The 1,168-nt window shown below is 68.4% G+C and carries 1 protein-coding gene and 1 pseudogene; both read left to right on the forward strand.

Annotation, left to right across the window (positions count from 1 at the left end; genetic code table 11):
• Positions 1 to 469: SDR family oxidoreductase (locus tag DD1DGNOD_RS09240; RefSeq protein WP_131769907.1), on the forward strand; the 469-nt coding region annotated here is incomplete at its 5' end.
• A 357-nt stretch (positions 470 to 826) separates the two neighbouring features.
• Positions 827 to 1,168, forward strand: a pseudogene (locus tag DD1DGNOD_RS09245) (hypothetical protein); the annotation flags it as partial.

Below are 1,168 nucleotides of genomic sequence, written 5' to 3' on the forward strand. Positions count from 1 at the left end.
GGCGCCGTCCGGCGACGGGTCGTGTCTGGAGACGCTGGTCGCCGGGTGGCAGGCTGCCCTGGCCCAGAATCTGCTCAGCGCGGTCCTGACCACCGCCGCGATCCGGGACAGGCTCACCCCCGGTGGCTCGGTGATCAGCATCGGTTCGATCGGGGCGGAACGTCGCGGTGGATCCTACGGCGCGGCCAAGGCTGCCCTGGCCGCGTGGAATGCCTCGCTGTCCGCCGAGCTCGGCGCCCATGGCATCACCAGCAACGTCATCTCCGCCGGCTACATCGCCGGCACCAACTTCTTCCGCGGCCGGATGACCGACGAACGCCATCACTCGCTCATCCAGGAGACGCACGACAAGCGACCGGGGACGCCGGAGGACATCGCGGAGACGGCGTACTTCCTCGCCGGTCCGGGCGCCCGGCACATCACCGGTCAGACCATCCACGTCAACGGCGGTGCCTTCACCACCCGGTAGCGGGCCCGCGGGCTTGGAAGAGCCGTCTTGAAATGATCACCTTTGCGGGTTCTTTCACGTTGTACGAAGGCAGGGCCATCCCATCCTGGGCGGGGTCGAACGGTCATAGCGACGTCCCTTATTTGGTTTCGGATACCTGGATCAGAGGCATCCGGATCGGACGTATGCGCGGTGGTTGTGGGGAATTACTTGGCGGGTCGCCCTTCGCGGGCTGCGTCGTCATCGTGTGCACGGCGGCCGGGGGAATTGCTCTGCAGATACCGGTTGCCCTCGACCCGGAGCGCGCATGTGTGGGGGTGGGGAGAATGGTCGTCGTCGGTGGTGGAAATATCCGGATAAGCGACTAGAATCGTACACATGTTCGAACCCGAGGTGGGCGTCTCCGACCCGGCAGCCGGCACCCGCCCATCCGCGCGGCCTGTCGGTAGCACCCCCGTGCCCGCCACCAGCGCTGGCACCGCCGAGGGCGGTGCCGGTGGTGCCAGCACCGCGGCCGCTCCGACCGCTGCCGGTGTGGCCGCTGTTCCGGCCGCTGCCGGTGTGGGGGCTTGCGGTGTGTCTGCCGGCTTGCTTCCGCTTGGGGAGTGCGATGCGGACGGTTGTCTGACGGTGATGGTCGCGGTCCGCCGGCATATCGCCGGGCTGGAGGCGCTGCTCATCCGCGCGCAGGCTCGCTTCGCCGCCCTGCGGAATGCCCCA

It is taken from the genome of Candidatus Protofrankia californiensis (assembly GCF_900634765.1).
Taxonomy (GTDB): domain Bacteria; phylum Actinomycetota; class Actinomycetes; order Frankiales; family Frankiaceae; genus Protofrankia; species Protofrankia californiensis.